Origin of the sequence: Cytobacillus oceanisediminis (assembly GCF_004366035.1) — a bacterium.
GTDB lineage: Bacteria > Bacillota > Bacilli > Bacillales > Cytobacillaceae > Cytobacillus > Cytobacillus oceanisediminis_C.
Map to the genome: position 1 here is coordinate 341885 of NZ_SOEE01000003.1, position 24862 is coordinate 366746.

General features: G+C 42.7%; 26 protein-coding genes. 23 read left to right on the plus strand and 3 right to left on the minus strand.

The window, feature by feature from the left end; genetic code table 11:
- Positions 1-2: 2 nt before the first annotated feature.
- Complete coding sequence (locus DFO72_RS29430; protein ID WP_166672456.1) at positions 3-161, minus strand: DUF1682 domain-containing protein; 159 nt, start codon at positions 159-161, stop codon at positions 3-5.
- A 398-nt stretch (positions 162-559) separates the two neighbouring features.
- Positions 560-1351: a DeoR/GlpR family DNA-binding transcription regulator gene (locus DFO72_RS09965; protein ID WP_113881547.1), complete on the minus strand. Its 792-nt coding sequence runs from the start codon at positions 1349-1351 to the stop codon at positions 560-562.
- Positions 1352-1664: 313 nt separating this feature from the next.
- Here DFO72_RS09965 and DFO72_RS09970 point away from each other — a divergent pair, with 313 nt between their 5' ends.
- The 17 genes from DFO72_RS09970 (at position 1665) to DFO72_RS10050 (ending at position 16998) form a co-directional block, all read left to right on the plus strand.
- Entirely contained in the window at positions 1665-2867 is a 1203-nt protein-coding gene (locus DFO72_RS09970; RefSeq protein WP_113881548.1) for a metallophosphoesterase family protein, read from the plus strand.
- Between the two features lie 78 nt (positions 2868-2945).
- The gene (locus DFO72_RS09975; RefSeq protein ID WP_113881549.1) at positions 2946-4352 is read left to right on the plus strand and encodes a metallophosphoesterase; all 1407 of its coding nucleotides are present in this window, start codon (positions 2946-2948) and stop codon (positions 4350-4352) included.
- Between the two features lie 40 nt (positions 4353-4392).
- Complete coding sequence (locus DFO72_RS09980) at positions 4393-4572, plus strand: twin-arginine translocase TatA/TatE family subunit (protein ID WP_113881550.1); 180 nt, start codon at positions 4393-4395, stop codon at positions 4570-4572.
- Between the two features lie 320 nt (positions 4573-4892).
- Positions 4893-5759 carry a PHP domain-containing protein gene (locus DFO72_RS09985; protein WP_113881551.1) on the plus strand — a complete coding sequence of 289 codons (867 nt, stop codon included), beginning with the start codon at positions 4893-4895 and terminating at the stop codon, positions 5757-5759.
- 32 nt (positions 5760-5791) lie between these two features.
- Positions 5792-6427 carry a DapH/DapD/GlmU-related protein gene (locus tag DFO72_RS09990; protein ID WP_113881552.1) on the plus strand — a complete coding sequence of 212 codons (636 nt, stop codon included), beginning with the start codon at positions 5792-5794 and terminating at the stop codon, positions 6425-6427.
- 140 nt (positions 6428-6567) lie between these two features.
- Positions 6568-7269 carry a GntR family transcriptional regulator gene (locus tag DFO72_RS09995; RefSeq protein ID WP_113881553.1) on the plus strand — a complete coding sequence of 234 codons (702 nt, stop codon included), beginning with the start codon at positions 6568-6570 and terminating at the stop codon, positions 7267-7269.
- Between the two features lie 111 nt (positions 7270-7380).
- On the plus strand, positions 7381-7803 hold the full coding sequence (gene phnG, locus DFO72_RS10000) for a phosphonate C-P lyase system protein PhnG (RefSeq protein ID WP_113881554.1): 423 nt from the start codon (positions 7381-7383) through the stop codon (positions 7801-7803).
- A gap of 18 nt (positions 7804-7821) precedes the next feature.
- A complete protein-coding gene (gene phnH, locus DFO72_RS10005) occupies positions 7822-8442 on the plus strand; it encodes a phosphonate C-P lyase system protein PhnH (RefSeq protein WP_113881555.1) in 621 nt (206 codons plus the stop codon).
- Entirely contained in the window at positions 8430-9563 is a 1134-nt protein-coding gene (locus DFO72_RS10010; RefSeq protein ID WP_113881556.1) for a carbon-phosphorus lyase complex subunit PhnI, read from the plus strand. Before phnH ends, DFO72_RS10010 begins: the two co-directional genes overlap by 13 nt.
- Positions 9556-10410, plus strand: coding sequence for an alpha-D-ribose 1-methylphosphonate 5-phosphate C-P-lyase PhnJ (locus DFO72_RS10015; RefSeq protein ID WP_113881557.1), 855 nt, complete (start codon positions 9556-9558; stop codon positions 10408-10410). The genes DFO72_RS10010 and DFO72_RS10015 overlap by 8 nt, the downstream gene beginning before the upstream one ends.
- A complete protein-coding gene (locus DFO72_RS10020; RefSeq protein WP_113881558.1) occupies positions 10411-11256 on the plus strand; it encodes an ATP-binding cassette domain-containing protein in 846 nt (281 codons plus the stop codon).
- A 43-nt stretch (positions 11257-11299) separates the two neighbouring features.
- Positions 11300-12478, plus strand: coding sequence for a phosphonate metabolism protein PhnM (gene phnM, locus DFO72_RS10025; RefSeq protein ID WP_113881559.1), 1179 nt, complete (start codon positions 11300-11302; stop codon positions 12476-12478).
- A gap of 29 nt (positions 12479-12507) precedes the next feature.
- Entirely contained in the window at positions 12508-13212 is a 705-nt protein-coding gene (locus DFO72_RS10030) for a phosphonate C-P lyase system protein PhnL (protein ID WP_113881560.1), read from the plus strand.
- A gap of 117 nt (positions 13213-13329) precedes the next feature.
- The gene (gene phnD / locus DFO72_RS10035; protein ID WP_113881561.1) at positions 13330-14364 is read left to right on the plus strand and encodes a phosphate/phosphite/phosphonate ABC transporter substrate-binding protein; all 1035 of its coding nucleotides are present in this window, start codon (positions 13330-13332) and stop codon (positions 14362-14364) included.
- A gap of 213 nt (positions 14365-14577) precedes the next feature.
- Positions 14578-15366, plus strand: a complete 789-nt coding sequence (gene phnC / locus DFO72_RS10040) for a phosphonate ABC transporter ATP-binding protein (RefSeq protein ID WP_113881562.1) — start codon at positions 14578-14580, stop codon at positions 15364-15366.
- Positions 15356-16141, plus strand: coding sequence for a PhnE/PtxC family ABC transporter permease (locus DFO72_RS10045; protein WP_113881563.1), 786 nt, complete (start codon positions 15356-15358; stop codon positions 16139-16141). Before phnC ends, DFO72_RS10045 begins: the two co-directional genes overlap by 11 nt.
- On the plus strand, positions 16141-16998 hold the full coding sequence (locus DFO72_RS10050) for a PhnE/PtxC family ABC transporter permease (protein WP_113881564.1): 858 nt from the start codon (positions 16141-16143) through the stop codon (positions 16996-16998). The genes DFO72_RS10045 and DFO72_RS10050 overlap by 1 nt, the downstream gene beginning before the upstream one ends.
- Before the next feature lie 322 nt (positions 16999-17320).
- On the opposite strand, the gene DFO72_RS10055 is transcribed toward DFO72_RS10050, so the two are convergent.
- Positions 17321-17824 (minus strand): spore coat protein, encoded by a 504-nt coding sequence (locus DFO72_RS10055; RefSeq protein ID WP_113881565.1) that lies wholly within the window; start codon positions 17822-17824, stop codon positions 17321-17323.
- 442 nt (positions 17825-18266) lie between these two features.
- On the opposite strand from DFO72_RS10055, the gene DFO72_RS10060 reads away from it, so the two are divergent.
- The 6 genes from DFO72_RS10060 (at position 18267) to DFO72_RS10085 (ending at position 24860) form a co-directional block, all read left to right on the plus strand.
- A complete protein-coding gene (locus DFO72_RS10060; protein ID WP_113881566.1) occupies positions 18267-19847 on the plus strand; it encodes a glutathione ABC transporter substrate-binding protein in 1581 nt (526 codons plus the stop codon).
- 74 nt (positions 19848-19921) lie between these two features.
- Entirely contained in the window at positions 19922-20845 is a 924-nt protein-coding gene (gene nikB / locus DFO72_RS10065; protein ID WP_113881567.1) for a nickel ABC transporter permease, read from the plus strand.
- Between the two features lie 12 nt (positions 20846-20857).
- On the plus strand, positions 20858-21754 hold the full coding sequence (locus DFO72_RS10070) for an ABC transporter permease (RefSeq protein WP_113881568.1): 897 nt from the start codon (positions 20858-20860) through the stop codon (positions 21752-21754).
- Positions 21755-21769: 15 nt separating this feature from the next.
- Positions 21770-22759, plus strand: a complete 990-nt coding sequence (locus DFO72_RS10075; protein ID WP_113881569.1) for an ABC transporter ATP-binding protein — start codon at positions 21770-21772, stop codon at positions 22757-22759.
- On the plus strand, positions 22752-23720 hold the full coding sequence (locus DFO72_RS10080) for an ABC transporter ATP-binding protein (RefSeq protein ID WP_113881705.1): 969 nt from the start codon (positions 22752-22754) through the stop codon (positions 23718-23720). The genes DFO72_RS10075 and DFO72_RS10080 overlap by 8 nt, the downstream gene beginning before the upstream one ends.
- Before the next feature lie 231 nt (positions 23721-23951).
- Positions 23952-24860: a sugar phosphate isomerase/epimerase family protein gene (locus DFO72_RS10085; protein ID WP_113881570.1), complete on the plus strand. Its 909-nt coding sequence runs from the start codon at positions 23952-23954 to the stop codon at positions 24858-24860.
- The last annotated feature ends 2 nt before the right edge of the window (positions 24861-24862 follow it).

Genomic DNA, 24862 nt, shown 5'->3' on the forward strand with positions numbered 1-24862 from the left:
TTTTATCGTTTATTCTGTTCCTTCTCTTTTTCATACTGCCGCTGCGGAGTCATTTTGGAAATGGCATCTTCCACAATTTCCTGTGCTTTCTTCGCTTCACGATCCTGTTTTTGTGCTTCTTCCTGAATGCGGTTTACATCCTGTGGAGTTTTTTCGCTCATATCATTTGCCTCCCTTTTTCCGTATGTTTTTAATGTTTCCGTTTTAGAAGGAAATAAACAATCCGGATAGAGATGAAACCAAAAGCAGCTAAAAGGTAAAATGAAAGCGAAGGGGCTGAGATGATGACAGATTTCATATTGATGTTTATCTTATTTATTCCTGTATACGGGGTGCTGATCTGGAGTTATTATGATCCGGAAGAAAGCCTGCTGTAGGGAAAGCGGTGGATGTATAAGGAAGAGCCCGAGATATCGGAAGGGCCATTCGCTTTACAAAAATGATGTCTTTGGTCAGTATCATCCTTCTAACTGCCATTTTTCCATTTGCTTTCATTGGCCTCTTTTAAGAGAACTCTCAGTCACTCCTTCTAACAGCGGCCCGAGAGTTCCGTTTAATTTTATGTATAGACTTTCACCCATTTTAGCCCATTGGACTTGATTTCCTCCTCAGGCCAATTCTGCGGCAAATCCGCATCAGTAATGACAAAATCAATAGCCGAAAAAGGGCTTATATGGAAAAATGCCCTTTGATTCAGTTTTGAGGAATCGGCTGCCACATAAACCTGTTTAGATCTGTTTATCATGATCGAAGAGGCAGCTGCTTCATCAATAGTATAATCGCATATTCCGTCGCGGTTCATTCCTCCACATGAGATAAAGGCCTTGTCAAAATAAAAGTGTTCCAGCATCTGATGAGTTAGTGAACCTGAGGTTGCGCGCTGCATGGGGTTCAAGGTCCCGCCAATCAGAATGACCCTGCCATTAAACAGTTTATTTTCCATTCTTGTATTTAATATTTCTGCGGCAGCCAGGGAATTGGTTACGATCGTTACATTCTCAACATTTTCTATCGAACCGGCAATATGAAGTGTTGTGGAGCCGACATCCAAAACGATTGTTTCTCCATCGGAAATAAAGCCTGCAGCAGCTTCACCAATTTTCTTTTTGACGGGAAGGCTTATACCAATCCTTTTATTGAATTGCTGCTCCTTCTCTAAGCCAAAATAGCATATCGCTCCTCCATGAATTCTTCGCAATTTGTTTCCCTTCTCAAGCCGTCTCAAGTCACTCCGGATTGTTTCTGGAGTTACACCTAATTTTCTGGAGAGATCTGCTACACTCACTTTATTCTTTATTTCTAATTCCCTGATAATCCTCCTGTGCCTTTCCGCAACGAACCCTTTTTTCATTATTGGTACCCCCGCTTTCATGTTATGGATATTATAGGGCTGAAGTTTTAAAAATTGAGGTCAAAAATATTAATTTATATAAAAGTTTTAAAACAGAAATGAAAACAAAAGAATACAAAGAGAGTATAGTCCCGAATTTCTTTCTTTCTTCCTATTAATCTTAGATGAATAATCGAAAATCATATTTTTGTTTTTCTTTTTGCCTTTGTTTTCTTTACTAAACAATCTATTGATATTAATACTTCGTTAATAGATTTACTCTAGGATTTTAACCGTAGGGGAAATTTTTTATCAATTCATGGAGGTAAGTCTGATGAAGAAAGAAAATGAAAGCAAAGGAATGGACAGAAGGGCATTTATTAAAGCGGGAGGAGCAGGGACATTAGCTTTAACCATGGCAGCTGCAGGCTTGCCTGGAGAATTATTCGAAAGCAGGGTTCAAGCTGAAGAGATAAGTGAAAAGCTGGATGGGCCAAGGCTTTCCTTCAATTCAGATGGGAAATTTAAAATTGTACAATTTAATGATACGCAGGATGATGAAAGGATCGACAGACGGACCATACAGCTGATGGAAAAGGTGCTTGATTCAGAGAAGCCTGATTTTGTTGTTTTAAATGGTGACAATATAACAGGCGGATGTGATACAGAATTAGAAATGAAGCAAGCCATGAATAATGTCGTCCAGCCAATGGAAAAAAGGGGGATCCGCTGGGCGGCTACGTTTGGAAATCATGATGAGGACTCAACTCCAAAGAGCGGCATGGATGAGAGCGGTATGCTCAAGTTCTATATGAAATACAAGCATAATATGAACACCCCTGGACAAGAAGGCCTTTCGGGAACAGGAAATATGAATCTATTGATCAAAAAATCCAAAGGGAATAAGGCAGCATTTAATCTCTGGCTTTTAGACAGCGGCAGATATGCCCCTCAAACAATCGCCGGCCAGGATTTCAAGGGCTATCCAACATGGGATTGGCTGCGATTTAATCAGGTCAATTGGTATTATGAAAGATCCAAAGCAATAGAAAAGCGATATGGCTATAAAGTGCCTTCACTTGTATTCATTCATATTCCTTTATGGGAACACCGTTTTATGTGGTGGGGCAGTGTGGACGGCAGAACACAGGCCGGGCATGATTTGGCTGTGGCCAGGCATCAGATCAATGGAGAGCGCAATGAAGATGAGTGCCCCGGCCCGATCAACAGCGGCTTGTTTACAGCCATGCTGGATAGAGGGGATGTGAAAGGAGTATTCTGCGGCCATGATCATATTAATACATATTGCGGCAGCTACTATGGAATTCTGCTCGGATATGCCGGCAATACCGGCTTTGGCACTTACGGTCTTTCAGGCCCCGACAGAAACAGACTTCGGGGAGCGAGAGTGTTTAATTTAGATGAAAATCATGAAGGTGTTTTAGCAGATACACATATGATTTTTGCCAAAGACTTCGGTATTGATTTAACAGCCAACGACCAGAGCATTGATCCGCTGCCGCTGGAGAAAAAATAGGCTAAAGCAGGCCTCAGCTTTTAATAGAGGACTGTGTTAAGAGGAGTCTGAAAAAATAGGAGAAGGAGTTTATAAATCATGAAGGATAATCGGACTGGACAAAGAGATGGAAATATATTTAAAAAAGAAATGGATCGCCGTGCTTTTTTGCAGAAAACGACCTTAGCTGCCAGTGCAACAATTGGATTATCTCTTGCTAACTCTCTTAATTTAATTACAGCAAGTGCTGCCTCTTCTGCTTCGATTATGAACTCCGCTGGCAAGAAACCGGATTTAGTTTTCCCGGTTATTAGTGACATTCATATTCATAACAGCAGCACTAAAACACTTGAAAAGTTTATAAATACTTTAGAACAGCTGAATATGATTGTTCCGAAGCAGGATGCTTTTTTGGTTGTAGGAGATTTAACCGATTATGGATATGCATCCGAATTCGATAAGTTTATGTCAGCTTATAATACCCACAAACAGCCAGGTGCCGTTTCCATGTTTGCCATAGGGAATCATGACTATTGGAATGGCTTATCAGCAGCAGATGCACAAAAGCGATTCCTAGCAAAAACAGGCATGGAATCTATCCGCTATCACAAGGTAATCAAAGGCTACCATTTTATCATTCTGGGAACAGAAGATGGATTGACAGAGGGCACCTTTTCCGCGGAACAGATTAATTGGCTGGGTGAGCAGCTGAAGATTGCGCATGAAGATGATTGGAAAAAGCCAATTTTTGTCTTTCACCATCAGCCGATTAAAGGGACGGTCTATGGGAGCGAATGGGGCTTTAATCAAAATAGAGACCTTTTTTACAACACTTTAAAAGAATATCCGCAAGTCATCTCATTTTCCGGTCATACACACTATCCTCTTGATGACCCGAGAATCATTCACCAGAAGGATTTTACTTCAATTGGAACCTCAACTGGCGCCTATTTGTGGCTGGACGCAGGCAGAATTCAAGGGGAAGTGCCTGAAGGGGCAGATGTCCTGAATCAGGCATTAATTGTAGAGGTTCATAATAATAAGGTACTGATCAGGCGCCGCGATATTCATCATAATGATTGGACAGGAGAGCCATTTGAAATAAACTATCCCGCAAATAAGCGGAAATTTTCTTATACAGAAGACAGAGATAACAAGGCGCCTTTTTTTACCAAAGATGCGATGCTTTCCATTAATCATGAAATGACAACAGCCACTGGCATGGCCATTATGTTTACACAAGCCAAGGATGACCTGCTGGTTCATGACTACAAGGTAGTGGCAAGACATGCAAATTCAGAGGAAGTCGTGAAGGAATTTCTTGCATTCTCGGAATTCTATAAAGATCCTGTGCCAAACCCTTTAACGTTAACAATTGAAGGATTACAGGCTAATACAGCCTATCAAATTGAGGTGCATGCACTGGATGCTTATGGGAATGTATGTAAGAAGCCTTTGAGAGCTTTAGGGAAGACGAAAACGATGGCTGCCGCAAATCCCGTTTAATAAAGACGATTAGTAATAATAATCAGCAGGAGGGAAGAACATGCTGCAAAATATAGGTATACCTGGATTAATATTAGTATTAGTTATCGCACTTATCATTTTCGGCCCATCGAAGCTGCCGGAAATTGGCCGGGCATTCGGCTCGACTTTGAGGGAATTTAAAAGCTCAACAAAAGAATTGCTGGCAGAGAACCAGGAAGACAGCAGCAAAACTAAATAACAAAACAGAAATGGGCCGGCTTTCTTGGAGTTGGCCCTTTTTCGTGAAGATTTTGAAAAAGCTGTCTTCCAAATGGGGATATTGGCCACTTTCGGAAGTTTATCGGTCAGTAATAGCATATATCAGTCACTTTCCTGAAATATCGGTCACTTTTCCAACCTATCGGCCATTTGCTTAAATGCCGGGCTTATAATAAGGCAGTTCCACAAAAAGCCATAATAGGAATTACAAATTCTTAACAGAAATTTACATCCCATTAACCTATCTGGCTTGGCACCAAGTTATTCTATTTAAAAAGGCTATGAATAGGAGGAATGAAAATGAAAGCAGAGCTGCATTGCCATACGAATGTATCTGATTGCCCGCTATCGATTGATGAGGTATTGAATCTGGCCATTGCCAATGAGGTTTCACACTTGGCCATTACGAACCATGACACGACAAAAGGGCTGCAGGAAGCAATTGATCGTGGAAAGAGGTATGGAGTGGAGGTAATCCCCGGTATTGAAATTTCTGCTTTTGACTTTGACAGGGCACGCCGGGTTCACATTCTGGGCTATTTTATCGAACCAGGGCATAAGGCAATAGAAACGCTGTGCCAGCCAATCATTGAGCGGAGGCATAAGCTTTCATTTGAAATGGTTCAAAGGCTGATATCAGCAGGCTACAGCATTACATGGGAACGCTGTCTGGAGCTATCTGAGGGTGGAACCGGAGTTTATAAGCAGCATATCATGGAAGCTCTTATTGAAACTGGATATGCAGATTCTATTTATGGTTCCCAATACAAAAAATTATTTGGCCGCGGTCAAAATGGAGAATCGAAAGGAGTGGCTTTTATTCCGATGGAATATGTGGATGCGAGGCTTGCTGTTGAGGCAATTCTTGAAGCAGGCGGTGTGCCCGTGCTTGCCCATCCTGGCCAATATGGAAATTTTGAAAAAGTGCCTGAGCTGGTTGAAGCCGGCCTGCAGGGGATAGAAGTCTGGCATCCCCTTCATAATGAACAGCATGAAGAAATGGCAAGGAAACTGGCCATACAATATGGATTGACCATGACTGGAGGTTCCGACTTTCATGGGACTTACGGTGAGAAACCGGTTGTGCTGGGCTGCATGTCTCCGGGGGTGGAGAGAGTGCATGAATTAGCTGCAAGAAGGCAGAGACTGAAAAGCCAGCGATTATAGGCAGCACATATAAAGAGGAGTGGGATTTGCACATGTCAATGATTTATAAACCAAAAAAGGATGAAAAGCTCTCCGTTTCACCTGCTGTACATCATTCCAGCTTCATCATTGACAGCTATGCGGGAGAATGGACGTCAATCGGGGAAAGAAATAAAATTATCGAATCAAATTTTGGCGACTACACTTATACGATGGATGATGTAATAGTCAACTATGCAGAAATCGGTAAGTTTTGTTCCATTGCTTCTCATGCATGCATTAATCCCGTTCAGCATCCGATGGACCGGGTGACCCAGCATCATATGACCTATCGGAAAGTCGACTATGGCTTCGGCAATCAGGATGATCATGAATTTTTTGATTGGCGCCGTACAAACCGGGTTAAAATAGGCCATGATGTTTGGATTGGCCACGGTGCCATCATCATGAAGGGTGTTGAAATCGGCACGGGGGCAGTCATCGGCTCCGGGGCTGTTGTTACAAAGGATGTTGAACCCTATACAATTGCAGCGGGCGTGCCCGCTAAACCGTTGAAAAGAAGATTCACTGAAGAAACAGCTGTAAAGCTGTTCGAGATTGCCTGGTGGGATTGGCCAAGAGAAAAGCTGGAAGCCCATTTTGAAGAATTAAATGATACGGAAGCTTTCATCAGGAAATTTGGGAGCTAAACCATAGCCTTACAAGACCCAGTCACTAAAAAGATTGGGTCATTTTCATTTTTTATAAAAACATTACATTCACGTAACTCTCCATATAAACTCTTTTTTTAGACTTAAATTGTTTCTGGATTCCGAAAGGGGCTGACTGTATGAGTGAAAAAATGTTGCTGGTAGACGAGCTGATTACCCAAATAAAGGAAGGGAAGTACAAACCAAATGAAAAACTTCCTTCTGAGAATGAGCTTGCAGATCAATATAGGATTCCAAGGATGGTTGTACGGAAAGCGTATGAACAATTGCAGGATCTGGGATTCATTTTTTCAAAGCAGGGAAGGGGCAGTTATGTCCAAAATAGGAAACAGCAGATTCCGCTGATTTTAACAGGAAATATCAGCTTTAGTGAAAAGATGAATGAGCTTGGGTTTGACTTCAGGTCGCAGAATGTTTGCTTTGAAAAAATCACCTATGAATCTGATATCTATCATTCGTTAAAAGTCAATCTGCAGGATGAAGTCTATAGAATTTCCAGATTAAGAATCGTGGACGGCTGCCCGATTGCCTTGCATACATCCTATGCAGCCAAATCAGTCTTTCCGCAAATTGATAGGGATGGACCGGGAATTACCTCTATTTTTCATTATTACAAAACGCAAGGCTATAAAGAATTCACTTCGGGCCAAAGTCAGCTGAGTGTGGTTTTCCCGAATGAATCTGAACGGAAAATCCTGCAATGCTCGAATTTGATTCCGCTTTTGCTCCTGGAGTCCCTTTGTATGGACAAAGAGACGGGAACAGTACTGGAAGTCTCGAGAATCAAATATAGGAGCGATTGCTTTACCTATTTAATTTAATTTGGCTTTGAGTTAATAAAACTCTTACATAATTTACACTTCTTTAACATCCGCCAGCTTGGCAACAAGATAGATTTAAGATGCAGAACAAAAACAGATGGAGGCCAAAAGGTGAAAAGAAAACAGCGAACAGAAATTTTGATTGAAGGTTCACATGAATTGGCAAAATCTTTAGCGAAAGAAATTGAGCAAAAATATTCAGTTTCTGTTATACAGGAACCGGAAAATGGGCTTGTGATGTTAAAGGTTCGGGAGACTTCCAGGAACAGCCTGTTTTATTTAGGGGAAGTTCTGGTGACAGAATGCAAGGCAAAGGTGGAAGGAAAGATCGGCATAGGGATTGTGAAAGGCGATCATCCAGATCTGGCTTATCATCTTGCCGTGATTGATGCGGCATTTCTCGGGGATCTTCCCGAAACCAAACCATGGGCCGGGATACTCGAAATTGAAAAGTACTATATAGAACAGAATAGAAAAGCAAAGAATGAAGCTATTTTGAGAACAAAAGTCAGCTTTGAGACGATGGATGTTTAATAGAAGGAGGAACAGGCGTTGAAATTAGATGTTGTTCATGACCTGCAATCTGTATATAGAAAATTAGTCGATTCCACATCAAGGCCAGGGCTGATATCAGACCTGGGCAAGGAAGCTGCATTGCTTGACGGGGAGAATGCAGCTGGCTGCTCCAGATCGCTCTTACTGCTGGCGCTAACGCTGCTTGATCCTGAGGTTACATTTAAAGTGTATGGCAGTGAGGCTGAAGCAGTTGAGGGAGAAATCAATCAATTAACATTCGCAAAAGCGGTGCAAGCGGATCAGGCAGATTATTTATTTCTCCTGAAGGATGCCGGGGCAGGGTATCTGGAACATGCCATTGAAAATGCGAATCCAGGCACGTTCGCAAACCCGCATAAATCCGCAGTGATTATAGCAGAAACTGGTGCGATTACTGAAGGTGACAACCTGCTATTAAGTGGACCCGGCATTCAAACAAAAATAGGAATCAATGTAGAACTGGCAGGGGATTGGATTGAAAAACGCAATGAAAAAAATAGGGAGTATCCAACAGGGGTGGACCTGGTATTCGTGGACCGAAATCATCAGCTATTATCACTGCCAAGAACGACTCAAATAACAGAAAGCAGGGAGGTGGAGAAGGAATGGGTTATGTAGCGGTAAAAGGCGGGACACAGGCCATTGAAGAGTCGATTAAACGATTGAAATATGAAAGGCTGCATAAGGAGCAAGTGCTGGAAACCGGACAGATTGAAGCAGGGATGAGAGGGTTAATCGATCAAGTGATGTCAGAGGGCAGCTTATATAATGAAAAGCTTGCTGCATTAGCGATCAAGCAGGCTGAAGGAAATCCGGAAGAGGCGGTATTCCTGCTCCGCGCATACCGCTCAACCCTGCCGAGAAAGTACTGCTCGAAAATCATTGAAACCGGGGAAATGAAGGTTGAACGCCGGATTTCAGCAAGCTTCAAGGATATTCCCGGCGGCCAGATTTTAGGGGCGACAACTGATTATACTCACCGGCTCCTGGATTTCAATCTGATGAAGGAAACGGAAAAGATGGTAAAAGAATGGCTTTCATCTTATGCTTCAGACAATAACCCATTTGATGAACTGCTGCAGGAGCCTGATCTTATATTACCGAAGGTGCTGGATTATTTGAGGAAAGAAGGCTTGATTCCTCCACTTGAAAACAATGATGCTGAGCCGGATGATGTGACGAGGGAAAGCCTTGACTTTCCATCAAGCCGCAGCCAGCGCCTGCAAATTTTGACAAGGGGAGAAACAGGGGCTGTTACTTCACTGGCATATGCGGTTATCAGAGGCTATGGCGCTCTGCATCCGACTGTTGGTGAGCTAAGAGTTGGAAGCCTGCCAATATACGTGGGCCATCCGAATGAAGAGGGCAACGATGAAGATGACTATTACATTGGTGATATAAAAACAACAGAAGCGGAAATGCTTATGCCTTTTATGACCGAAAAGGAGAAAGGGAAAAAGGAATTGGAGTTTGAAATCGGATACGGATTATGTTTCGGACAGAATGAGACAAAAGCCATCGCTATGGGCATTCTGGATAATTGTCTGGAGCATCCTGATAATAGCTTCCCAAGCCATAATGAGGAATTTGTCCTCTTCCATATTGATTCTGTCGAGTCAACTGGCTTCATATCACATTTGAAAATGCCGCATTATGTAACGTTCCAGTCGAAGCTTGACAGTGTGAGAAAGACAAAAGCGAAAGCAGACGAACGTGAGGAGGTGCAGGCATATGATTAACGCCTATAACTTTGCTTTCTTTGACGAAGGTTCGAAGCGGGAAATTAGAAGAGCCACATTAAAAGCGATTGCACTCCCGGGTTATCAGGTTCCATTTGCTTCAAGGGAAATGCCGATTGGAAGGGGATGGGGGACAGGAGGCCTGCAGCTGACACTCTCATTGATCGGGAGAGAAGATGTATTGAAGGTCATTGATCAGGGCTCAGATGAATCTGTCAATGCAGTCAGTATTAAAAAGCTTGTATCAGATACAACAGGTGTTCAAATAACGGAACATACTTCTCAGGCGACCATTATTCAATCACGGCACAGAATCCCGGAGGTACCGCTGAAAAAGGAACAAATCCTTGTACTGCAGGTACCGCTTCCTGAACCGCTCCGATATTTTGAATCCAGTGAGCATGAAACGAAAAAGCTTCATGCAGAAAAAGAATACAGCGGTGCCTGGCTCATGCTCTTTGAACAAATCATGAAATACGGAAGCATGACAACAGGTGCAGATCATCCGGTCATGGTTCACGGCCGCTATGTAATGGCACCAAGCCCGATCCCACGCTTTGATAATCCGAAAATGGATGAAAACGAAGCACTCATATTATTGGGAGCAGGCCGCGAAAAGAAGATATATGCAGTTCCGCCATTTACGAGAATCGTTTCCCTTGATTTTGAAGATTATCCGTTTGAAAAGGAAAGTTTTGATGGGAAATGCTGCAGATTGTGCGGCTCTGAGGGAGTGTTCCTTGACGAACTGATCGATGAGGCAACAGGAGAGGTGTATTATCAATGCAATGATACCAGCTATTGTTATGAAATATTAAACAAAGATGAAAAGGCAGGAGTGAATTAAATGACTGAATTTGAGGTTCCGGTCTTATCTATAAAAAACTTAAACAAGCAATTCGGTCCCGGCTGCGATCATTGCAGAAACCCTGAGCCTTTGACCCTGATCAAAAATTACTGTAGTGTGTGCGGAACGGTCTATGCGTGCAGGGATGTGTCATTTGATGTCTACCCTGGAGAAGTGCTTGGAATTGTAGGGGAAAGCGGAAGCGGCAAGTCCACCTTAATGCAATGCCTGTACTTTGACCAGGAAACGACCTCAGGGGAGGCGTATATTTCTTCCTACCAGAATGGGCTGAATAATCTTTTTGAGGAATCCTCCCAGCAAAAACGGTATATCCGCAACCACTTAATGGGCAAAGTCTATCAAAACCCTCTATCGGGATTAAGAATCGACTTTTCTTCGATTGGAAATATTGCCGAAAAATTGATTGCAGCCGGCAGCAGGAATGTGGGAATGATGGAAGACAGGGGATCAGAGCTGCTCAGCAAGGTGAATATTCCCGTCCATCGCCGCAAAGAAGCTCCAAAGAATTTTTCCGGGGGAATGCAGCAGCGTGTGCAAATTGCCAAGGCACTTTCTAATCAGCCTCCGATTCTCCTTTTGGATGAGGTTACGACCGGACTGGATCTATCTGTACAAGCAAGTGTTTTGGATTTAATTAAAAGCCTGCAGAGAGAGATGAATATTAGTATTGTGCTGGTTTCGCATGATTTGGGCGTTATCCGGATGCTTGCGGACAGAACATTGGTCATGCTGGAGGGACAGGTCATTGAACAGGGGCTGACAGATCAGATACTCGAAGATCCTCAAGCTCCATTTACTCAAAGCCTGGTTCATTCGCTTCTTTAAGGCTAATCGGAATATAATTCATTTCAAATTAGGGGGAAGCATATTGTACGTCATTACGAACGGAAAACTTATTACAGAGGATACTATTTTGCAAGGCTATGATCTTCTGATTGAGAATGATAAGATCAGCAGAATTGCTCCAAGGGGGGAAATGAAATTTGAAGATTCCATGGAAGTGATCGATGCAGCGGGCGGCTATGTCTCACCTGGATTTATCGATATCCATTCCGACTATATTGAGCATATGGCGGCACCGAGGCCAACCTCATTAATGAACTTTCATTTAAGTCTCAGGGAAGCAGAGAAGGAGCTCATATCCCATGGAATCACAACGATGTTCCACTCCCTTTCCCTATTTAAAGAAACAGAATATGCCTACAAGCCGATTAGGGAACCGGAAAATGTCAGAAAACTCATTGACCTGATAGATGAAACGCACAGTACGAAGCATCTTGTTCGCCATCGCTTCCATGCACGAATGGAAATTGATAATGTGGATGAAATCGAAAACCTCAAAAGTTATATAAGCGAAGATAAGGTGCACCTGATTTCGTTTATGGACCATACACCCGGACAAGGGCAATATCGTCATCTGGAAATTTATCGGAACACGGTTAAAAGCTATAACAGTATGAGCGATGCTGCTATAGACGTTTTAATCCGAAATCACCAAACGAAGGAAAAGCTTTCTGCTGAGGATATGAAGGAGATCGCAGAGCACGCACGGGCACATAATATAGCGGTTGCTTCACATGATGATGACAGTTTCGAAAAACTGGATCTGGTCAAAAGCTTTGGCACGAACATCAGTGAATTCCCGATTACCCAGGAGGTAGCCTGCAAGGCGAAGGAGCTTGGCATGTATACAGTGGCCGGTGCACCAAATGTTCTGCTTGGAGGCTCCCATAGCGGTAATCTGGGTGCAGCAGATGCAATTCAGAATGAGTCGATTGATATATTGTGCAGCGACTATTATCCGGCTGCCATGCTTCATGCCATTTTTGAACTGGTAAGAAATTATGGGATGGATCTGGCAGACATGATCAGGCTTGTCACCATTAATCCGGCAAAAGCCGTGAACATGGATGAGGAAATCGGTTCAATCGAGGAAGGAAAAAAAGCAGACCTTTTGATCATTGAAAAATTGGCAGACGATTTTCCGGTAATCACGGGCGTATTCGTTGATGGGAGGCTGATTCAAAAAACGAATTACAGAATTTAATACTACTTTGAGAGAAAGCAGGTGGATTGGTGGAAAATCTATTGGAAATCAGGGAACTGTCCAAATCATTTACCCTTCATAATCTCGGGAAGAATGTCCATGCAGTGAGCGGCATTGATATCAGATTGGGGGAAGGAGACTTTGTTGGGATTACTGGAAAAAGCGGGAGCGGAAAATCAACAATCCTGAAATGTATTTTTGGAACATACAGACTTCAGCAAGGAAGCATTTGGTACAATTCCAAAAAGTTCGGTCCTCTCAATATTGCAGAGGCAACAAATAGACAAATGATTTATTTGCGCAAGCATGAAATAGGCTATGTATCTCAATTTCTGACTGTTATGCCAAGAACGACTGCCAGACAGCTTGTAAAGCAGGCCATTGTTGAAATGGGACGGGACCAGGTTCATGCTGAGAAAGAGACAGAGCAGATCCTTTCTCATTTCGAGCTGGATCCAGAGCTATGGGACAGCTATCCTGCCACCTTTTCTGGCGGGGAAAAACTCAGGCTCAACATTGCCCGGGCGATGGTCAAGAAGCCAAGGCTGCTTCTTTTGGATGAACCGACGGCAAGCCTGGACTATGAATCTAAAATCAAGGTGAAAATTTTAATAGAACAATTAATGCATGGAGGTACGTCGATGCTGGGAATCTTCCATGATCTCGAATTTATGAACAACTTATGTGACAGGGAATACAACATGCAGAATGGCGTATTTACATTATCTCATTAATTCTTTACCAATGCTTTACCATTTCTCATAGTGCCTTATCAGTAGATTAACATTCTTTCGCTATAGTTAGGTCAATGGTATTATAAAAAATTTTCCAAATAAGAGAGGGGAAAAATCATGAAGAATATGGCGTTATTTCTGCTTTCTATGGCTATGACAGTGGTATTTACAGGCTGTTCGTTTACTGCAAACTCAGAAAAGGACGATACACTGACGATCGCTTGGCTTCCAAACGAATCAGGTGCTGATTTAACCGAAGCCCGTGACGAAATTGGAAAATTAATAGAAGAGAAAACAGGCAAGACAGTAGAACATCAAACAACGACTGATTATATTGTGGCAATTGAAGCGATTGCAAACGGCAATGCAGATATGGCGTTCCTTGGTGCACAAGGATACATAGAAGCCCATAACAAAAATGAAAAGGTCCTTCCGCTGGTTGTTCCAAGCGGCGAGTCAGGCACTCTGGAGGATGCTGTATATTACAGCTGGCTGGCTGTTCAGAAGGAAAATGCGGATGAATACAAAAATGGCGGGGAATTTGCCATAGACAATATTCAAGGAAAGAGATTCTCCTTTGTTTCGAACAGTTCCACATCAGGATTCAAGGTTCCATCTACAGGCATTACTGATTATTTCAGCGCGAAAGAAGAGTTTAAGAGTTTGACAGCTGAGGATTTACTAGAGGGCGGAGAGGACAAGTTCTTCAGTGAAGTATTATTCGGCGGCTCTCACCAGGGTTCTGCTGTCAATCTATTAAGCGGCAAAGCGGACGTGGCGGCATTCTGTGATACATGTGTGAACAATTATGTAGAACTGGCAGAGGGTAAAGCGAACAAGCAAGGCGCAGTGTATAAAGTGAAAGATGATGCTGCTGAGCCATTGAACACGGTTGCCGGAAAAGAATTCAGCTTAATCTCAGTAACACCTGTTTTAAATGCACCATTTGTGATCAATTCCGGTACTTTGAGCGAAGAAGACCAAACACAGCTGCGAGAAATCATGACTTCCGATGAAGTGGCAAGTAACGAAAAAATCTTCGTTCCGGAGGAATCCGAATTTTCCGGATTATTCAGCAAAAAGTCAGGAAATGAGCGTCTGGTTGAAGTAGAAGATGAGTGGTTCAACCCGATCCGCGAGCTTGCAAAATAAAGGTAAGCATTCATCAGTGGGGGCTTTCATTCCCCGCTGATGACTTTAATTTATTTGCATAGAATAGAAAATTATTTGCGTATAGTCCTAATTTATTTTCGGATAAAATTATAAATTTGCTAACAATCCAGATTTATTTGCAGTTAGAACAGAGTGATGAAATCTTCTGCCCATTAAAGCGGGATAAAACAATTGGATAGGAGGGGTTAACTCATGACAGCATTATTGGAAGTTAATCACCTTACAAAGCAATTTGGCAAAGATTCGAAAGCATTAACTGATGTAAGCTTCTCAGTCCAGGAAGGGGAGTTTGTTTCCATTATCGGCCCATCTGGAGCAGGGAAATCAACACTTCTCCGCTGCCTCAACCGCATGATTGATGCTACTGGCGGAGAAATCCGCTTCCAGGATCTCCATGTAATGGACCTGAAGAAAAAAGAATTAAAGCAGGTCCGCACCAAAATTGGCATGATCTTTCAGCACTATAACTTAGTGAATCGATTATCGGTAATCGAAAACACGCTGCACGGAATATTGGGAACCAAATCAACACTGGCTGGCGTTATTGGATATTACAGCAAAGAGGAAAAGCAGCAGGCAGCCCAGATTTTGAATGTGCTTGGCCTGAACGAAATGATTTATAAGCGCGCAGACCAATTAAGCGGCGGGCAAAAACAGCGGGTTGGCATTGCCCGTGCGCTTATCCAAAATCCGCGGATGCTTTTATGCGACGAGCCCATTGCGTCCCTTGATCCTAATTCGGCAAAAGTGATTATGGACTATTTAAAGAAGGTTACAGCAACAATGGGCATTACCGTTATTGTGAATCTTCATCAGGTAGATGTAGCCATCAAGTATTCGGACAGAATCATCGGCATTAACAAGGGGCAGGTTGTGTATAACGGTTCGGCTAAAGGCCTGACTTCAGAAGACATTCAGCGAATATATGGATCGGAAGCAGAAGATTTAATCTTTGACATTGGAGGCATACATGCAGGCTGATATCTTTGCTAAGAAAAAACGAAACACACTTGCCTTCCTATTACTCCTTGGTGCCGTTACGATCCTTGCCATGATCATTACTGAGTACAATGCATTAAAGGGCTTTGCTTCAATCCCGAAAGCCATTCAATGGGGAATGGCAAACTTCTATCCAACCGCAGAATCCTTAGAAAAGCTGCCAGTTATTCTTGAAAAGCTGCAGGAAACACTCCTGGTTTCGATTGCAGCTACGACAGCAGCTGCTGTGTTCGCCCTGTTATTTTCCATTTTCGGTTCGAATACAACAAGGGTAAATGCCTTTTTTGGAGCGATTACAAGAGGAATTGCCACTGTCTTTCGAAACATCGATGTTGCCGCATGGGCGCTGATTTTGCTGTTTTCATTTGGACAGAGCGCGTTAACAGGCTATTTTGCTTTGTTTTTTGGGTCATTTGGATTCTTGACCAGAGCTTTTACCGAAACAATTGATGAAGTGAGCGGGGGTTCTGTGGAGGCTTTAAAAGCGACAGGCGCAGGCTACTTTTCCATCATCTTTCAATCTGTAATTCCATCAAGCATTCCGCAATTAATCAGCTGGATTTTGTTCATGATTGAAACGAATATCCGCAGTGCCACATTAATTGGACTGCTGACAGGATCTGGAATCGGATTTACATTCAACTTGTACTATAAAAGTTTGGCTTATGACACAGCAAGTCTGGTTGTTGTTGTCATCATTGCTGCTATCCTTTTGATCGAATATGCATCCAATTATGTAAGGAAGGTGATATTGTAATGGAGGTGAAGGAACAGCTGAATAATGTAACGGCACCAGCCGATCATCTGCTTGGCAAAAGAATGCCGGCTAAGCCTTTGAACAAAGCGGCCATAGTAACGAGATTAACCCTCTTTATTCTGGCTGCGCTGACAGTCTATGCATTTTACAGCTTTGATTATAAGGAACTGGACTTTATGGATGCGCTTCTCGGCACATTCGCCAATTTGAAAACTATATTCCTTGAACCGCACTTAAAGCATTTCTCCTTTGGGCATGCCCTTTATCAAGTCATGGTCACACTTGGGCTGGCTTTCCTGACAACCTTATTTGGCGCCATAATTGCAGTCCTATTCGGATTGCTGGCCGCTGAGAACCTGTCTTCGAAAAGGGTTTCAATAGTCATTAAAAGCATGGTAGCCTTTATTAGAGCCGTGCCGACCGTCCTGTGGGTGCTGATCTTCGCGGTTGCAGCCGGTCTTGGAAGTACAGCTGCAGTTATTGGAATGACCTTCCACTCGATCGGTTATCTGATCAAAGCCTATTCGGAGTCCTTTGAAGAATTGGACAGGGGAGTGATTGAAGCCCTGCAGGCCAGCGGAGCCAATTGGTGGCAAATTGTCTTTCAAGCGGTTATCCCATCTTCCATCACTTATATGATTTCCTGGACATTTCTCCGCTTTGAGATTAACTTTGCGGTAGCCGTTGCCATGGGAGCAGCAGCAGGAGCCGGCGGTATCGGATTTGACATGTTCATGGCAAGCAGCTTTTACCTGGATATGAGGGAAATCGGGGCTATTACTTATTTTATTCTGGCCGTTGCGATTACCCTTGAAGTCTTTGCTGCCAGGATTAAGAGAAAGCTGAATACAGCTTAGTGTATATATAAATAAGCCAGAATCTGACCAGGTGCTGATATACCTGGTCTATTAATTTTATGAGAAGAATTTCGGTGATTATCAAATTTAATGTTTTCAATGGATTTGAGGGAAAGGGACGATTATCCAGGCAACAAGTATGAAATGATAGATCCTAGTGGCAAGTTCATATGATCTTGTTGAAATTAACAGTGGCCAAAAATCTGAAGATAAGCACTTCAATCTGGGATATTGTTCCGATATACTCATTCATCAGGTGACCCAGGGATCGTCAAAAAGAATCAGATATCCTTAAGTTCATATTGGAATCTGATTTAATGCGTTAAATAGGTTCAGAAAGAGCTTTATTTGCAAGGTTAACATCGTTATTAAGTAATTTGTTTAAATTGTAAGAAGGATAAAAGCCTCTTTTATACATATACTGGTAAATTTTCGCGTGTAAATCAATTGCTCCCATAAGATGTTTAGTTAATACAATTCTTACTGAATCCGTTGCTGTTTCGGTAATGGCTATTGCATAATTCCTGACCGAAGTTTTGGATAGGCCTAATAAATCCCCTGAATAAAATGGCAGTTTATCCACTCTATCCCCATCAAATCGATCCGATCTTGGAGCCATGGGATAAAACTGAAGAAGCTCGCTGATATTTTTGCTTAGGGCATTAATGGACAGCCTGTATATTTCCTTTAATTCCGGGTCAGTTATTTCCCGGTATGCTTTTTTTAGTTTCATAAGTCCAATAGATTGAAAAGCGACTAATTCATGGATTTCCAGTGTTTCGTGCCAAGCGAGATGCTGTGGGGGACGGCTATAGCTTTGTTCCATTTTTTAACCTCCAGTATTGAATTTATATAACTGTATTCAAAAATGGATCTGGGACTTTGTCTATTGGATTTTAATTTCCCGCTTGAATAAGGTCGGTATTTCTCTGCCTTGTAACGGAATTAAATAAAAAGAAAGAGTAGAGATACAGTATATAAAAATAAAAAATATAAAATTTTCAGAATTTAATATTGAAATTACGAGATTATCATTCTATAATAAATTTAATTATTTTCATCACTGGAGAAAATAATATGTAAAATAAACTAAAAAACGCTAAAATACATATTTTTTTTGCATACTTATTAACTTGGTGAAAATAATTATCTGGAGATTTAAGTTGCAGCTTTGTTATCTGGCCTGTTAAGAACTAGCACTTCTTAAATCTTTTGAATGAACTTCCAAGAAAAACAAAAAAACAAAATTGTTCGAGGGGGAAAGCAATTTGAGAAGGGTAAACGTGTGGAAAACGCTATTTGTTGTTTTGATTTCCTTGGTACTGATGGCTGGCTGCTCCAGCAAAGAAAGTGGAACGGATGAGAAGGAAAGCTCCGGAAGCTCTTCAAGCCCGAAAGAAGAGGAATTAGTGATTGCGGTAAATGAAAACTTTATATCGATGGACCCGCATAATACGGGCGATACGAATTCAAATTCCGTTCAGACAGCCATGTTAGAGGGACTGCTGGGATCGGATGAAGAAGGGCAAATCATTCCGCAGCTGGCTGAGGAATACAGTGTCAGTGATAATGCACTGGAATATTCATTCAAACTGCGTCAGGGTGTTACCTTCCATGATGGGGAGCCGTTCAATGCGGAGGCAGTTAAAACCAGCTTTGAAAGGATTATGAAGGATGAAAGCCTCCGATTGAATAGCCGCGGATTTAATCTTATTACCAGCATTGATGTGATTGATGATTATCAGATTAAAGTCACATTAAAAGAACCATATGCAGGGATGCTGACAAGATTTGTCTCCGCTAAAATCCTAAGCCCGAAGCTGATCAATGATTCTTCTAATGATATCGGCAAAACACCAGTTGGCACCGGTCCATTCAAGTTTGTGGAATGGGTTCAGGGGGACCATTTAACAGTTGAAAGATTCGATGATTATTGGAATAAGGCTGATCGTGTGAAAAAGATTACGTACAAACCTGTTCCTGAAAATGGCTCTCGTGTAGCTATGCTTAAAACAGGCGAAGCACATGTGATCTATCCGGCGCCAGTGCAAAACTTGAAGGAATTGGAGAGCAATTCAGACGTAGAAATTCATAAAATTCCTTCCACGATTGCCCGATATGTATCCATCAATACAATGAAAGAGCCGTATGATGACGTCCGCATCCGTCAGGCCATAAACTATGCAGTGAATAAAGAGGCATTTATAAGTGTCGTAAATTCCGGCTACGGCTTGCCGCTGGACTCGATTATTCCAAGCAAAACCCAGTTTTACTCCAAACAGGAAACCTATGATCACAACATTGAGAAAGCAAAAGAATTAATGAAAGAGGCTGGATTTGAAGATGGCTTCAATGCTGAAATTTGGGGTAACACCAATTCCGACACATTGAAGGGAATGCAGTTTATCCAGCAGCAGTTAAAAGAAATTGGCATTACGGTTGAGATTAAATCAATGGAAGAAGGCACATTGTCAGATGAAATTTATGGAGCTCAGACACCAGAAGAGGCAAAGGTGCAAATGTGGTATGTCAGCTGGTCTGCGTATCCATCCGATACCACCAATGCAACGAAGCCATTGTTCAGCAGCAGCTCATTCCCGCCGGATGGAGCCAATACTGCATACTACAAAAATGATGATGTAGATAAGTGGATAACAGAGGTAAATCAAACAGCAGATCCTGACAAGCAGGCAGAAATCTACAGCAATATTCAATCAGCTATCTACAAAGATGCACCTTGGATTTTCCTTGGGGTAGATGAGATTCTGGCTGGTTCAAGGTCCAATGTAGAGGGCGTCTTCATTTCTCCAACAGGCGGAATTAATGTGACAGACGCGAATCTTAAGTAAGAGCAGGGCAATCAGAAGAGGCAAAGGCTGATTATACCCAATGCCTCTTCCTTTCTAAGAAAGGGGTTTTCATTTTGCTTCAATATATCTTGAAGAGAATCCTGGAAATGATCCCAATCCTATTTATTGTTTCAATATTAATCTTTTTCTTCACGCATTTAATTCCTGGAGATCCTGCCAGATTAGTTGCCGGAAAAGATGCAACTCTTGAAGAGGTCAATATCATCAGGGCGGAACTGGGACTCGATCAGCCAATTTGGGATCAATACATTACATACATGAGCAATTTGTTTCAAGGAGATTTGGGGACTTCCTTAAAGACAGGTCTTCCGGTTTCAGAGATGTTTGCAGACCGCTTTATGCCCTCCATCTATTTAACGTTCATGAGTATGGGCTGGGCATTGGTGCTTGGATTGTTAATTGGCACACTGTCTGCGGTATTCAAAAATAAATGGCCGGATTATTTTGGGATGGTCACGGCTGTATCAGGAATTTCCATGCCGGGATTCTGGCTTGGTTTGATTCTTATCCAGATTTTTTCTGTCCAGCTGGGGTGGTTTCCAACCGGGGGGGCCGAGAGCTGGAAAAGCTATATATTGCCTTCCATCACTTTGGGCGCAGGCATCATGTCCATGCTAGCCAGGTTTACCCGGTCATCATTGCTTGAAACATTAAGAGCAGATTTTATCCGGACGGGAAGAGCGAAAGGACTTAAGGAATCTGTAGTCATTCCAAAGCATGCATTGAGAAACTCTTTAATTCCTGTAGTCACTATTGCCGGGCTGCAGTTTGGCTTCCTGCTGGGCGGATCGGTCGTCGTGGAGACTGTTTTTAGCTTTCCGGGGATGGGGCGATTGCTGATTGATTCCATTGCCTTCAGGGACTATCCTGTCATCCAGGCTGAGCTTTTGCTCTTCTCCATTGAATTTATTCTCGTTAATTTAATAGTAGACATCATGTACAGTATGCTGAATCCGAAAATACGCTACGTTACCTAAAGGAGGGGAATCATGGAAATAATAAAAGAAGTAAATGCCTATACCCCAGTGATTCCAAAGAAAAAATACTCACCTGTTAAAGAATTCTTTAAGAATTGGAAAAAGCAAAAACTGGCATTTGGGGCTAGCATTTTTATACTGCTGCTAATCATCGTCGCCATTATTGGGCCCTATATTGCACCCTATGATCCGTATGAGCCCGATTATAATACAACGCTGCAGGGTCCCAGCAATGAACATTGGGCAGGCACGGATGAATACGGACGAGATATTTTCAGCCGGCTTCTTGTGGGTGCGAGAATTTCGCTTGGTGTCAGTTTTCTGGCTGTTTTTTTGGGAGCGGCTGGAGGTATCATTCTTGGACTAATGAGCGGTTATTTTGGCGGCTGGCTGGATCGTCTTATCATGAGGGGCAGTGATGTCATGTTTGCGTTTCCGGATCTGCTGCTGGCAATCGCCATTGTGGCCATTTTAGGACCGGGATTAACGAATGTGGTAATTGCGGTATCCATTTTCAGCATCCCATCTTTTGCAAGACTGGTAAGGGGCTCGACATTGGAGGGAAAGGAAACTGTCTTTGTGGAAGCGGCGAAATCTATGGGAGCCTCGCACCGGAGAATTATGTTCAAGCACATTTTTCCTGAAACTCTTGGAAGCCTAATCGTATTTATTACGATGAGAATTGGAACGGCAATCTTAGCGGCCTCCAGTTTGAGTTTTCTGGGTCTCGGTGCCAGTCCTGAAACACCGGATTGGGGTGCTATGCTCAGCCTTGGCCGTGATTATTTAGGAACAGCTTCCCATGTTGTCATGATGCCGGGATTAGCAATCTTTTTGACAGTGCTTGCTTTCAATCTTGTCGGAGACGGGCTACGGGATGTCCTGGACCCTAAAACGAAGAATGAGTAAGGGAGATTGAAAAAAATGGAGAAGCTATTGCAGGTCAACCAGCTGGAGACGCAATTTACAAAGGATAAGCAAAAGCTAAAAATCTTGCGGGGTGTCAGTTTTCATATCAATAAAGGAGAGGTACTCGGGCTCGTAGGGGAATCCGGCTGCGGCAAAAGTTTAACCTCCCTATCGATCATGAAATTATTTAAAGGCACAAGCGGAGAAATATCGGGCGGAAGCATTTCCTTCAAAGGCGAGGATCTTACTCATAAAACAGAGCGGGAAATGAGAAAGATCCGCGGAAAACAAATGGCCATGATTTTTCAGGAGCCGATGACTTCATTAAATCCCGTAATGAAAATAGGAGAACAGCTGCTGGAGCCCATCCGGCTGCATCTTGCTTTAAACGAAAAACAGGCGAAGGAGCATGTGATTTTTATTTTAAAGAAAGTTGGGATTCCCCGTGCGGAGGAAATCGTTTATGAATTTCCACATCAGCTCTCCGGGGGGATGCGGCAAAGGATTATGATTGCCATGGCCATGTCCTGCAATCCTCAGCTTTTAATAGCCGATGAGCCAACGACTGCATTGGATGTAACCATTCAGGCGCAGATATTGGAATTGATGAAACAGCTGCAGCGAGAGGAAGGCATGTCCGTTCTATTAATTACGCATGATCTCGGTGTAGTGGCGGAAATGTGTGACCGGGTAGCCGTCATGTATGCAGGCCGAGTAGTAGAGGAAGCGAATGTATTCGATTTATTTGAAAGCCCTCAGCATCCTTATACGAAAGGACTGATAGGATCTGTTCCAAAAATCGGGCAGAGAAAGGATAAATTGACATCGATTAAAGGGAATGTGCCCGATCCCGGCAATATGCCAAAGGGCTGCAAATTTGCACCAAGATGCAATGAGGCCATGGCTATTTGTTTAGAGGAAGAGCCGCATGCCACTGATTTGGGTAATGGGAGAATGTGCAGCTGCTGGATGATTGAAGAAGGGAGGAAGAATGTATATGCCTGAGACACTGCTGAAAATAAGTGGGCTGAAAAAGTCATTCACGCTTCCGGGTGGCATGTTTTCCAAAAAGAGATCATTAAAGGCAGTTCATGATGTGTCCTTTGGCATCGAGCAAGGAACTACATACAGTCTGGTTGGAGAAAGCGGGTGCGGCAAGTCAACAACAGGACGGCTGATCTCAAGACTGCTGACTCCCAGCCACGGTGAAATCTGGATTGATGGCGAAGAAATTTCACAAAAGAAAGAATCACAGCTGAAATTGGTAAGGAAAAAGGTGCAGATGATCTTTCAGGACCCCTATGCATCTCTCAATCCAAGAATGAAAGTAAGAGAGATTATTGCTGAACCTCTTGTGATTCATACGAAAAGATCAAAAGCTGAGCGAAATCATCTAGTGTCAGAAATGCTCGAAGTTGTAGGACTGACAGAACATCATGCAGACCGGTATGCTCATGAATTCAGCGGCGGCCAGCGCCAGCGGATCGGCATAGCCAGAGCGCTGATTATGAAGCCTAAGCTCATTATAGCTGATGAACCCGTATCCGCTCTTGATGTTTCCATTCAATCTCAAATCCTGAACTTATTAAAGGATTTACAGACTGAATTTAATCTTACCTATCTATTTATTTCTCATGATTTAAGTGTAGTCGAACATATCAGCGATAACATTGGGGTCATGTATCTTGGCACCATCGTCGAATCAGGCCCGAAGGATGTCATCTTCTCAAATCCGCAGCATCCTTATACAAAAGCACTGTTATCTTCTGTTCCAGTCCCGGATCCGAGGCTGAGAAGAGAGCGGATTGTCCTGCAGGGAGACTTGCCGAGTCCGGTTAACCCTCCTTCCGGGTGCCGCTTTCATACGAGGTGTCCTGCCTGCATGGATATTTGCAGAACAGTGGAACCAGAGGTGAAAAAAGGGCTGGCTGATGATCATTTTGTTGCATGTCATTTAATGGATTAGCCAAATGTGCTGATCCAATGAGATTTTTCCAAAGGATTTTTCGCTCTGCAGGATTTTATCGGTCACTTTGCTCTGTTTAACGGTCGACTTCTAATTATAACGTTCAGTTTTCGGAGATATCGGTCAGAATTTAATTTTATCGGTCACATTTTTAATATATCGGTCACTTTGCTTAATATCAGCATTGCTGCAAATTCACTATAAAAATACTGGAAATAGGAGAGGATTTTCATGAAGGTTGGACTTAGCACGTACAGTTTAGTAAGAGAATTAAGAGATGGCAATATGACGGTTCTGGATGTGATTGACTGGATTGCCGAAAATGGCGGGGAGCATATGGAAATTGTCCCTTATGGTTTTTCGGTTGTGGATAATGCAGAGCTGGCACATCAAATTAAGAAGAGAGCAGAAGCTGCAGGGATTGAACTTTCTGCCTACTCCCTTCCGGCCAATTTTGTTCAGCCGACACAGGAAGCATTCGAACAAGAAGTGGAGAGGCTGAAAGAGCATGTGGATATCGTTAATCTCATGGGCATTAAGATTATGCGCCATGATGTAACAGCATTTCAGCTGAAGCCGGAAGAAATGACGATTCACTACTTTGAAGAGCATTTTGATAAGTTAGTAGAAGGAAGCCGTCAAATCGCAGATTATGCAGCGCAGTACGGCATTACGACAACTATTGAAAACCACGGATTCAATGTCCAATCGAGCGACCGTGTACAGCGGGTCATTCATGCGGTGGACCGTCCAAACTTCAAAACAACTCTCGATGTCGGCAACTTCCTTTGCATTGATGAGGATCCGCTCGTTGGGGTGAAAAAGAATCTAAAATATGCAGCAACGGTTCATTTAAAAGATTTCTATATTCGCCCATATTTTGAAAATCCGGGTGATGGAGTATGGTTCAGAACGGTAAATGAAAACTATTTGCGCGGAGCCATCGTGGGCCACGGAGATTTAAATATACGCGAGATTATTAGATTGATAAAAGGCTCCGGTTTTGACGGTTATTTGACAGTGGAATTTGAAGGCATGGAAGATTGCAGGACTGGTTCCAAAATTGGCATGGATAATGTAAGAAGGTTATGGAACGAAGTGCAGGCAGTGAATGATTCTAAGCCGGTTTTGAAAGGGTGAAG

Excerpts from the sequence above, each read along its gene's own strand:
- DFO72_RS29430 (WP_166672456.1), bottom strand. The coding sequence starts at position 161 with ATGAGCGAAAAAACTCCACAGGATGTAAACCGCATTCAGGAAGAAGCA.
- DFO72_RS09965 (WP_113881547.1), bottom strand. The coding sequence starts at position 1,351 with ATGAAAAAAGGGTTCGTTGCGGAAAGGCACAGGAGGATTATCAGGGAA.
- DFO72_RS09970 (WP_113881548.1), top strand. The coding sequence starts at position 1,665 with ATGAAGAAAGAAAATGAAAGCAAAGGAATGGACAGAAGGGCATTTATT.
- DFO72_RS09975 (WP_113881549.1), top strand. The coding sequence starts at position 2,946 with ATGAAGGATAATCGGACTGGACAAAGAGATGGAAATATATTTAAAAAA.
- DFO72_RS09980 (WP_113881550.1), top strand. The coding sequence starts at position 4,393 with ATGCTGCAAAATATAGGTATACCTGGATTAATATTAGTATTAGTTATC.
- DFO72_RS09985 (WP_113881551.1), top strand. The coding sequence starts at position 4,893 with ATGAAAGCAGAGCTGCATTGCCATACGAATGTATCTGATTGCCCGCTA.
- DFO72_RS09990 (WP_113881552.1), top strand. The coding sequence starts at position 5,792 with ATGTCAATGATTTATAAACCAAAAAAGGATGAAAAGCTCTCCGTTTCA.
- DFO72_RS09995 (WP_113881553.1), top strand. The coding sequence starts at position 6,568 with ATGAGTGAAAAAATGTTGCTGGTAGACGAGCTGATTACCCAAATAAAG.
- DFO72_RS10010 (WP_113881556.1), top strand. The coding sequence starts at position 8,430 with ATGGGTTATGTAGCGGTAAAAGGCGGGACACAGGCCATTGAAGAGTCG.
- DFO72_RS10015 (WP_113881557.1), top strand. The coding sequence starts at position 9,556 with ATGATTAACGCCTATAACTTTGCTTTCTTTGACGAAGGTTCGAAGCGG.
- DFO72_RS10020 (WP_113881558.1), top strand. The coding sequence starts at position 10,411 with ATGACTGAATTTGAGGTTCCGGTCTTATCTATAAAAAACTTAAACAAG.
- phnD (WP_113881561.1), top strand. The coding sequence starts at position 13,330 with ATGAAGAATATGGCGTTATTTCTGCTTTCTATGGCTATGACAGTGGTA.
- phnC (WP_113881562.1), top strand. The coding sequence starts at position 14,578 with ATGACAGCATTATTGGAAGTTAATCACCTTACAAAGCAATTTGGCAAA.
- DFO72_RS10045 (WP_113881563.1), top strand. The coding sequence starts at position 15,356 with ATGCAGGCTGATATCTTTGCTAAGAAAAAACGAAACACACTTGCCTTC.
- DFO72_RS10050 (WP_113881564.1), top strand. The coding sequence starts at position 16,141 with ATGGAGGTGAAGGAACAGCTGAATAATGTAACGGCACCAGCCGATCAT.
- DFO72_RS10055 (WP_113881565.1), bottom strand. The coding sequence starts at position 17,824 with ATGGAACAAAGCTATAGCCGTCCCCCACAGCATCTCGCTTGGCACGAA.
- DFO72_RS10070 (WP_113881568.1), top strand. The coding sequence starts at position 20,858 with ATGGAAATAATAAAAGAAGTAAATGCCTATACCCCAGTGATTCCAAAG.
- DFO72_RS10075 (WP_113881569.1), top strand. The coding sequence starts at position 21,770 with ATGGAGAAGCTATTGCAGGTCAACCAGCTGGAGACGCAATTTACAAAG.
- DFO72_RS10080 (WP_113881705.1), top strand. The coding sequence starts at position 22,752 with ATGCCTGAGACACTGCTGAAAATAAGTGGGCTGAAAAAGTCATTCACG.
- DFO72_RS10085 (WP_113881570.1), top strand. The coding sequence starts at position 23,952 with ATGAAGGTTGGACTTAGCACGTACAGTTTAGTAAGAGAATTAAGAGAT.